Genomic DNA, 9,953 nt, shown 5'->3' on the forward strand with positions numbered 1-9,953 from the left:
CGGACTCGCGCTCCTCGACCCGGCGCTCCTCCTGCCGCTCCTCGTACTCACGCTCCTCGGCCTCACGCGAGTCGAGTTCGCGATCCTCCTCGCCGGGCGGGTCCTCGTCGACCTCCAGGTCATTGGCCTCGGCGTCGTCCCTGTTGTCGACCTTGCCGTCGTCGTCCTTGTCGCCGTATTCCTTCTCGAACTCGTCGAGTTCGCCGTCATCGTTGAGGTCGGCGTCGCCGTCGACGTACTGGATGCCGTCCTTCACACCGTTCTTGTCGCCGTCGGCGTTCTCGTCCTTGACGTTGCCGTTCTCGTCGATGTTCGGGTTGTCGCTTCTGCCGTCGCCGTCCTTGTCGTCGTTCCGCTGTGAGCGCTCATCGGCGATATCCGACTGGCCGGTCTGTTCCTCCTCTTCCTTCGCGAGCTTCGCCTCGCGCTTGTCGATGAAATCGGAGGTCTCGGCGAGGATCTTGCCGAGTTCATCCATGCTCGCTTGGGCCATGTCCTCGCCGTTGCGATAGAGCTCGGACGCCTCCTCCAGGTCGGCACCGAGCTCATTGAAGAAATTGGACAGTTGCGCCAGTTCTTCCATGATGCTCTCGCGCGTCGAATGCACGGTCGCCTTGAGGGCGTCCGTACCGGGAAATACCTCCGGGTCGACATCGGGGATCGCGACCGTCGACAGCCGGGCGCGAATCGTCTCCAGGCCCAGGGCGCCGTCGGCGCCGGTTCCGGCCATCTCCCGGAGGTACTGTCCGAACTCCTTGAGGTCCTTGGGCTCGACGGCGATGTCCACGCCTTCGGGCATGCTGTTTCACCTGCTTCCGTGATGCTGTGTCGGGGCGCGACATGACGAGCCCGTGGCGATCCGCCATCCACGATCAGCGATCAGCGATCAGCGATCCGGATACGGTCGCCACGGGCAGGGCCGCCGGCGGCACTGCCGGTGGGCGGTCGGTCAGCTGAGGGCCTGCATGGCGCGCCGGTCGCTGCCCCGGTAGCCCTCGACAACCTTCTCGATCGCGTCCCCGGTCTTGATCAGGAACTCCTGGAGGTCACCCGCGGCGTCGTTCCACTCCTTCTGCATGTCCTTGTAGACCTGCTTGGGGCCGCCGTCCGCGCCCTCGCTCTCCCACCGCTCCAGCGTCGGCTCGATCTTGTCGTGCAGGTCGTCGAGGCATTCGCGAATGTCCTTCGCGACCTGACGCAGCCGGTCCACACAGGCCAGCATTCCTTCGTTGTCGGAGACGTATCCGTCACCGTTCACATCTTTGACGTTGATCGCCATGTCCGGGTACTCCTCAGTTCGTCTGTCGGGGTCGGCCGGGTCGGCCAGGGTCGGCGTGGTCCGCGAAAGAAAGCGAGCCGTGCGCTACTGGGCCTGGGTGCGGGCTGTGAAGCGGGACGACTCGAAGAGCTTCTGCAGATCGGTCATCTGCAGATCGCTGTCCTGGTCGGTCTCGATCTGGATGTTGAGGACGTTCTCGAGCTTCGACTCGATGGTCTCCAGGGCGGTCAGCATCCGCTGCATTTCCTCGTCGAACTGGGTCATGACCCCCTGGAACATCTGGGCGGAATTCGCCGACCAGCTCTGCGCGACCGCGGCGACTTCCCCCTGCACTCCGGAGTGGTCCTTGCGCAGGTCGTTACCCGCGTTGGTGATGAGCTCGAGGCCCTTCTTCATTCCCGCGAAATCGGCGGAGTTCTGTGACATGTCATGCCTCCTTGTCTCAGTCCCGGGCCCGCGACGGGGCACCGGTCGGATCGGGTGTGCTGCTGGGTGCGGGTGCGGGTTCGGCCGGCGCCTGGGGTACGGAGCCCGGGGCGAACGCCAGCGGCCGCTTGGCCGCTTCGGGGTCCAGCACCGGTCCCGACGGGACCAGGGCGAGGACGGAGCTCGGCACGGGCACCGCCGCGGCGGTGTTGTAGCCGAGGGTCTGGGCGACTTGGGGCGTCGCGAGCGGGTACTTCACGCCCGAGTCGGTGATCAGGAAGAGCGTGGGGCTCAGGTCGCCCGCGCTGCCCTGCTCCTGCGCGAGCACACCGCGTCCGGCCGGTACGACGACCCGGTCGGCGAGCGTCGTGCCGGACGGGGCCTGTCCGGCGGGAGGGCCGGCGGGCAGTCCGATGCCCGCCGGACTCACGGCGTTCGGCTGCCCGGTCCGTACGGCGACCCGTACGGTCGACGGCGCCGCGGGGTTCTTCGCGGGCTCCACCTGGACACACGGGGTGGTGGTGCCGGTGCCGGGGTCGGCGACCGGCGTCGGCGGGACCGGCGGCAGTCCGCCCTGGTTGAGTTGCCTGTCGGTGATCGCGGTCTGGGCGATGGCGGCCGAATTCACCCTGAGCGCCACCGGGTTGCCGTCCGGGTAGGCGGCCGCGGTCCGCGGGTCGCCGAGCACGAGCGTGGCCTCGGTCCTGGTCATCGGCGTGATGCCGTCCTTCCAGACCAGGAAGAAGTTGCCGTTGGCGTCGTCCTGCAGCACCTGGCCGACGCGGGTGGCGACGCCTCCGACCGTCACACCCGCCGTGCCCCGTCCGGGCACGTCGTCCTGCTCCAGGTCGGGCCCCGCGGAGAGGGCGTTGATCCACGCGTCGCCGACCCGGAAGGAGGAGACGTTGGCGAATCCGAGTGCCGTGAGCGCGTTACGGCTGGTGGCTTCGAAGCGCCGGTCGGTGTAGGCGACGTACGCCTTGCCGTCCGTTCCCTCGACGCCGATCGCCTCGGTGTCGCGCAGCACGCGCAGCCCTTCGGGGCGCCCGCCCGCGTACGCCGTGACCACCGGCCTCCGGCCCCCGTTGCCGTCGTCGACCTCGGTGGAGCAGATGGCCCAGGGGCCGCGGTCCATGCTCTTGGCGTCGGGCAGTCCCTCGGGGGCGCCGACGATGCCGACCGCCGGGCCCCTGGGGACGTTCTTGATGGCCTTGGCCGTGACGTTCTGCGGCTTGAGCGTGCGCTGGCCGGTGATCAGCAGGGCCGAGGAGTAGTTGGCCACCGGGTGCAGTGCGCCGCCCAGATACAGATAGCGGGCGCCCTTGTCCTTGACGATGACCAGCGTGCCCTCCTTCTGGAAGGCCTTGCTGCTGCCGGGCGAGATGAAGCCGAAGGCCGCGAAGCCTGCCATGACGACCACTCCGACCAGGGCACCCGCCATGGTGCCGAGGCTGAACCGGCGCATCGGTGTCTCGGGGGCGTCCGGTTCGCCGCGCAGCAGCCCGGACTGGACCCTGCTGAGTGTGAAGAGATGGGCCTGGACCTGATCCCGGCGCGTCTGCATCTGGATCTACCTCGGGTTGGGGAGTCGGGTCGGGTACGTCGAGTACGTCGGGGATGTCAGGGCATCGAGAGGGCCGGGCGTCGGTCAGCCGAAGAGGCCGTTGGCCCACTGGTAGGCGCCCAGGACCGCCAGGAGCACCGGGAGCATGGACAGGCCGATCAGCAGCTCGCCGATCTCGGCCGCCCGGCCCCAGTAGGGCACCAGGCGGCGGCCCGGCAGCATCTTCGCGCCGGCCAGCAGCAGCCCCGCTGCCACGACGAGCGCGAGGAGCGGTCCGACCAGCCGGACCACCGGCGGCAGCACGGCGGCGAAACCGATGGTCCACACGGCGAGCCCCAGGACGGCGGGCACCATCAGGGCGATCCGCTGCCCGGCCCCGATCAGCACCCGGCTGCGCAGCAGCAGCGCCACACAGGACGCGGCGTACAGCGTGGCGGGTGCCCAGCCGCCGGCCGGGGCGAGGACGAGCAGGGAGCCCCCCGACACCAGGCCGACCGCGGTGAACAGGGCCGTCATGTACTGGTCGGCGATCGCCGAGCGCTGCAGCAGGCGCGGCGCCCGTACCGGCTCGATCTGGTCCTGCAGTTCCTCGGCGTTGGTGGGGAGGAGCGGCAGCCGCAGATCGGCGAGCCTGAACGAGGTCATCGGCACCGTGGCGTTGAAGACCAGCGCCACGACCAGGACCACGGCGGCCGACTCCGTACGGTTCAGTCCGCCGGTCAGCGACAGCAGACCGCCGAGCGTGACGGCGGCGCAGACGGTGAGCGCGGCGGCGTACGCGGGCAGCCAGCGGCTGATGGCCGCCATGCCCAGGATCGTGACGGTCAGCGCCGCCGCGCCTGCGGCCAGGACCTGCGGTGCCGCCACATCGGTGCCGGGCACCTCCACCGCCAGGTGTCCGGCGAGTGCCGCGAACAGGGCGGCGCCGAGGCCGAGCAGTCCGGCCGGGGCGGAGTCGTCGGCGACGCGGGCGACGAGCACGCCCGCCACGAGCAGGACGAGGGCGATTCCGCCGGCGGTTGCGGCCCTGGGGACGATCGGCCCGTCGAGCCGGAGCACGGCGAGGGCGACGGCCAGGGCGACGCCCATCAGGGTGAGGAAGAGCCACCGGGTCATGGAGTCGCGCCACCGGTCGGGGCGGCGGCGTACCCCGTCGGCGACGCCGGTGATCATGTCGTCGTAGTCGATGACGGGCAGTTCGGCCCTGCGGGGCCGCAGATGAAGGGTGTCGCCGTCGCGGATGGCGAGCGTCGCCAGGGTGCGCTCCTCGTCGAGCGGAGGCTCGCCGAGACGCTGGAGCACCCAGCCGTCGTGGTCCACCCCGGTGTCCGCCAGGTCCGGCCCCGCGTAGGTCAGAAGGGTCGGCAGCAGGTCGTACAGCGGGACGTCCGACGGCACGGCGACCTCGAGTGACGACAGGGGCGTCACGAGCATCAGCCGGCACAGGTCGCTGGTCACGTTGGTGGTCACGCCGGTTGGCACGGCACGTCCCGGAAGCCGGTTCAGCGCGAACGCGACGCCGTTTCCGGCCCCCGGGGAGGGCGGCGCCCCGGCGCCCCGGACAAGGCGCCATCCCGCCGGAAGGCGGCCCCCGAGCAGAGCGCCACCCGCGGAAGGCGCCCCCGGAGAGCCGGCGCCCCACCGAAGCCACCCCCGGACAAGGCGCCACGCCGCCGAAGGCGCCCCCGGACGAGACGGCACCCCGGGCAGGACACAGACGCCACCCGGCACCCGGCACCCGCCACCCGCACCCGCACCCGCACCCGCCACCTGCCCCTGCCCCGGACGGAATTCTCAATCCGCGGCCGGCCCGGCTGATCCGGCCACGCACTTCCCCCGTGCCTCATCTCTGCACACCGTGTGCGATGCGAGAACCACCCGAAACCCGAAACCCGAAACCCGATGGGAGGCCAGGGTGTCCACCGTGCTCTTCCGCCGTCCGCCGCGGCGCTCGGCTCCGGAAATGCCGCGCGGCGAGCTGACCATGCAGCCGCCGCCGGCGCTGCCCGAGCTGGAGCCCGGCGGATTCCAAGCCGTCATGGGCTTTCTGCCCATGCTCATGAGCTTCGGCTCGATGGGCCTGATGTTCGTCATCCCCGGCATCAACGCCGGTCTCCGCTACATCATGGTGGCCGCCATGGGCATCTCCGGCGTGCTCATGCTCGTCATGAACCTGATGAAGGGCCCGCTGGAGCGCAAGCGGAAGCTGCGCGGTGAACGACGCAGCTACCTGCGGTACCTGGCGCAGACCCGCAAGCAGGTGCGCAAGGCCGCCGACCAGCAACGCCGCCACCAGTTCTGGCAGTTCCCCGAGCCCGACGGGCTGTGGTCGATCGCCATGAGCAAGCGGCTGTGGGAGCGCCGGGCGAGCCACCCCGACTTCGGCGAGATCCGCGTCGGTACGGGTTCCCAGTCGCTCGGGCTGCGCCTGACCCCGCCGCAGTCCGCGCCGGTCGAGGACCTGGAGCCGGTGAGCAGCCATGCGCTGCGGCGCTTCGTGGAGGCGTACGGGAAGGTCCCGCACACCCCCGCCTCCGTCTATCTGCGGGGCTTCGCGCATCTGATCCTGGAGGGCGACAAGGACGCGGCCCGTGCCCTGCTGCGCGCCATGCTCGCCGGGCTCGTCACCTTCCACTCCCCCGAGGACCTGCGGATCGGCATCCTCACCAAGGGCCGGGAGGCCGAGGAGTGGGAGTGGACGAAGTGGCTTCCGCACACCATGCACCCGAGGAAGACGGACGCGGCGGGCCCGGTGCGGCTGATCGCCGACGACTTCGGCCGGCTGGAGGAGCTGCTCGGCGGTGACGAGCTGCGCGAACGGCCCGGATACGAGCCGAAGTCGGAGGTGTCGGCCGACGAACCGTATCTGGTGATCGTCGTCGACGGCGCGGAGATGCCGGCCGGTGTCCAGGCCGTCTCCAGCGGCTACCGCAACGGCATCGTCATCGACCTCGCCGACACCCTGCCCAAGCGCGACAACCGCTACATCCTCAGGCTCCAGGTGTCCGAGGAGAAGGTCGAACGGATCACCAGGACCGAGGCGGGCGGCGAGGTCCACACCGAGATCTGCAGCCCGGACTCCCTCTCGGCCGGTCGCAGCGCCAAGCTGGCGCGGCTGATCAGCGCGTACCGGATCGGCGGCGGCCGGGACACGTCCGAGCCGCAGGCCTCCGACTTCGAGCTGCCGACGCTGCTCGGTGTCGGCGACGCCAAACGGCTCGATCCGGCGATCAGCTGGCGGCCGCGCTCGATCTGGGACCAGCTGCGCATCCCGATCGGCATCTCCGAGCACGGCGAACCGATCGACCTCGACATCAAGGAGTCGGCGCGCAACGGCATGGGCCCGCACGGCATCCTGATCGGCGCCACCGGCTCCGGAAAGTCGGAGCTGCTGCGCACCCTGGTCCTCGGCCTCGCGATGACGCACTCCTCCGAGGCGCTGAACTTCGTCCTCGTCGACTTCAAGGGCGGCGCGACCTTCCTCGGCCTCGACAAGCTGCCGCACACGTCCGCGGTCATCACCAACCTGTCGGACGAGCTGCCGCTGGTGGACCGTATGCAGGAGGCCCTGCAGTCGGAGATGAACCGCCGGCAGGAGCTGCTGCGCGCGGCCGGGAACTACAGCTCGGTCTTCGACTACGAGAAGGCTCGGGCGGCCGGGGCGCCTCTCGACCCGCTGCCGTCCCTCTTCATCGTCGTCGACGAGTTCAGTGAACTCCTTTCCCAGAAAAGGGAGTTCATCGACACCTTCGCCATGATCGGCCGCCTTGGCCGGTCGCTCGCCGTGCACCTGCTGCTGGCCTCGCAGCGCCTGGAGGAGGGCAAGATCCAGGCCCTGCAGTCGCACCTCTCGTACCGCATCGGTCTGCGCACCTTCTCGGCGAGCGAGTCGCGTGCGGTGCTCGGCGTGCCCGACGCCCACAACCTGCCGTCGGCGCCCGGTCACGGCTACATCAAGACCGGTACGGACACCCTGATCCGCTTCCGTGCCGCCTACGTCTCCGGCGCGTACCGCTCGACCGCGGCGCGCGGTGCCCGCCGCCAGGCCGTCATCGAACAGCAGGTGGTGCCGTTCACCTCCCAGTACATCGAGCCGCGCATCATCCAGGCCGCCGAGGTGCCCGTCGTGGAGGAGCCGGAGGAGACCACCGAGTCGATGATGGACGTCATCGTGGACCGGCTGGTCGGACAGGGCCCGCCCGCGCACAAGGTGTGGCTGCCGCCGCTGGAGGAGCCGCCGACGCTCGACCAGCTGCTGCCGGAGCTCGGGAAGACCGAGCTCGGTCTCACCACGGCGGGCTGGGACCAGCGCGGCAAGCTGCTCGTCCCGGTCGGTCTGGTCGACAAGCCGCTGGAGCAGATGCGCGACCACCTCTACGCCGACCTGTCCGGCGGTGACGGCAACGTCGCGATCGTCGGCGCCACCCAGTCCGGCAAGTCCACCGCGGTCCGCACGCTGGTCACGGCACTGGCGCTCACGCACACCCCGCGCGAGGCGCAGTTCTACTGCCTCGACTTCGGCGGCGGCGCGCTGTCCTCGCTCAAGGGCCTGCCGCACGTCGGCAGCGTCGCCGGCCGGCTCGACGTCGACCGGGTCAACCGTACGGTCAACGAGGTCGCCGGCCTCCTCGACACCCGTGAGACGCTCTTCCGCGACCACGGCATCGAGTCGATGTCCGAGTACCGCAAGGCACGCGCCGCGGGCCGCTTCCGCGACGAGGACCCGTACGGCGACGTCTTCCTCGTCATCGACGGCTGGGTCACCTTCCGCGGCGAGTTCGACAAGCTGGAGGAGTCGATCCAGGAGATCGCCCAGCGCGGCCTCGGCTTCGGTGTGCACCTCGTCGTCACCAGCGGCCGGTGGATGGACTTCAGGCCCTGGATCCGCGATGTGATGGGTACGCGCTTCGAGCTGAAGCTGGGCGACCCGATGGACTCCGACATCAACTCCAAGGCGCAGGCCCTGGTGCCGAAGGTGGCGGGCCGCGGCCTCACCCAGGAGCGGCTGCACTCGCTCTTCGGCGTCCCCCGCCTGGACGGTGTGGAGAGCGCCGAAGGTCTGGCGGAGGCCCACCGCGACCTGGTCGAGTCCGTCGCGAAGGCCTGGCACGGCCCGTCGGCACCGCAGGTCAAGCTGCTGCCGTCGCTGCTCCCGGCATCCGAACTGCCCGCCGTCGGCGGGGACCTGAAGCTGGCGATCGGTCTGGAGGAGACCGGGCTGCGGCCGCAGTGGCACGACTTCGAGCAGACGCCGCACCTGTTCGTCGTGGGTGAGGAGGAAACCGGCAAGACCAACATCCTCAAGCTCGTCGGCAGGGCGATCGCCGAGCGGTACACCCCCGACGAGGCGCGCGTCATCGTCGCCGACACCAGCCGCAACCTGTACGACGCGGTACCCGACGAGTACCGCATCGGCTACCACGTCCAGGGCGCGACGCTCGGCGCCATGCTCAAGGAGGCGATGGTCTCCATCGCCAAGCGGGTGCCGGGCGCCGACATCACCCCGGACCGGCTGCCCAAGCGCGACTGGTGGGACGGCCCCCGGCTGTACCTCCTCGTCGACGACTACGACCTGCTGGCGACCGGCTCGTCCGGCTCCCCGCTGAGCTCCGTGGTCGACCTCATCCCGCACGGCGCCGAGATCGGCCTGCACATCGTCATCGCCCGCAGCTCCTCCAACGCGATGCGCGGCCTGTCCGATCCGGCCCTGCGGCGCATGCTCGAGGTCGGCACCCCGTCGCTGCTCTTCTCGTGCGGCCGCGAGGAGGGCACGTTCCTAGCGGGGGCGCCGCCGAAGAAGCTGCCGGTGGGCCGGGCGCAGCTGGTCACCCGGCGCGGGGCGCCGCTGCTGGTGCAGACGGCGCTGGTGGGTTCCGCGGAGGGCTGACCCTCCGCACCACCTCGCCGGCCCCCGTCCGGGCCCCTCCCGGACGGGGGCCTCCGCGTGCGCCGGCGTCGCCCGTCCTCGGGCCTCTGCCGCGCCCCCGTCCACGCTTCCGGCCCGGACGGGGGCCGGGCCCGTAGCGCGGCCGGTGTGTCCGGCCTCAAACGCCGGCCGGGCTCGATATGCGCGGCCGGGACCCTCGGGGCCCGCGGCACCGGCAGGCGGGTGGTGGTCCGGGGCCCCTCCGGGCTCGCCTCCTCGGCGACCGGCGGCTCGTCCCGTACCGATGGCTCGGCGTCCCATTCCGCCGGTCGCCTGCGGGGGCGACCCTGCACGGCCCCGAACCGCTCTCGTCGCCGACAGCCGCCCCGGTGGTCTCTCCCCACCGGGGGATGGACGGACCACCGGGGCAGGAGGGGGCGTGCAGGGTCGCCCCCGCAGGGGCTTGGCGGAATGGGGCGTGGCACATACGGTCCGGGACGCGCCGCCAAGCACCGAGGAGGCGAGCCCGGAGGGCCCCCGACCCGGACCCCACACCGCGCAACCCCCACCCACCCGAGCCCGGCCGGCGATTGAGGCCGGACACACCGGCCGCGCACACGGCACCGGCGACCCCGGCGCGGGCCGGGGGCACAGCCCGGAAAACCAGGCCACCCGGACGGGTCCAGGCCCGGCCGGGGACGCCAAAGGCCCGCCCCCGAGCCGGGACGCTGTTGGTTAATGCGGGTTGTGTTGCTTCGCCCCGTCGAGTTGCTCGGCGGGGTGAAGCCTTGCGAAGTGGCTGGTGCGGGTGCGGGCCC

5 protein-coding genes and 1 pseudogene are annotated in these 9,953 nt (G+C 71.1%); 1 reads left to right on the forward strand and 5 read right to left on the reverse strand.

The features are described from left to right. The 5 genes and pseudogenes from ABT342_RS23750 to eccD form a co-directional block, all read right to left on the reverse strand. Positions 1 to 799, reverse strand: a pseudogene (locus tag ABT342_RS23750) (hypothetical protein); the annotation flags it as partial. 150 nt (positions 800 to 949) lie between these two features. After that, positions 950 to 1,279, reverse strand: a complete 330-nt coding sequence (locus ABT342_RS23755) for a WXG100 family type VII secretion target (RefSeq protein ID WP_351577285.1) — start codon at positions 1,277 to 1,279, stop codon at positions 950 to 952. A gap of 84 nt (positions 1,280 to 1,363) precedes the next feature. After that, complete coding sequence (locus ABT342_RS23760; RefSeq protein WP_351577288.1) at positions 1,364 to 1,705, reverse strand: WXG100 family type VII secretion target; 342 nt, start codon at positions 1,703 to 1,705, stop codon at positions 1,364 to 1,366. 16 nt (positions 1,706 to 1,721) lie between these two features. After that, complete coding sequence (gene eccB / locus ABT342_RS23765; RefSeq protein WP_351577291.1) at positions 1,722 to 3,269, reverse strand: type VII secretion protein EccB; 1,548 nt, start codon at positions 3,267 to 3,269, stop codon at positions 1,722 to 1,724. Between the two features lie 84 nt (positions 3,270 to 3,353). Beyond that, positions 3,354 to 4,739 carry a type VII secretion integral membrane protein EccD gene (eccD, locus tag ABT342_RS23770; RefSeq protein ID WP_351577294.1) on the reverse strand — a complete coding sequence of 462 codons (1,386 nt, stop codon included), beginning with the start codon at positions 4,737 to 4,739 and terminating at the stop codon, positions 3,354 to 3,356. 445 nt (positions 4,740 to 5,184) lie between these two features. On the opposite strand from eccD, the gene eccCa reads away from it, so the two are divergent. Beyond that, a complete protein-coding gene (gene eccCa / locus ABT342_RS23775; protein WP_351577298.1) occupies positions 5,185 to 9,156 on the forward strand; it encodes a type VII secretion protein EccCa in 3,972 nt (1,323 codons plus the stop codon). Positions 9,157 to 9,953 lie beyond the last annotated feature (797 nt).

The organism is Streptomyces sp. NPDC000410, from assembly GCF_040300305.1.
Lineage (GTDB): Bacteria > Actinomycetota > Actinomycetes > Streptomycetales > Streptomycetaceae > Streptomyces.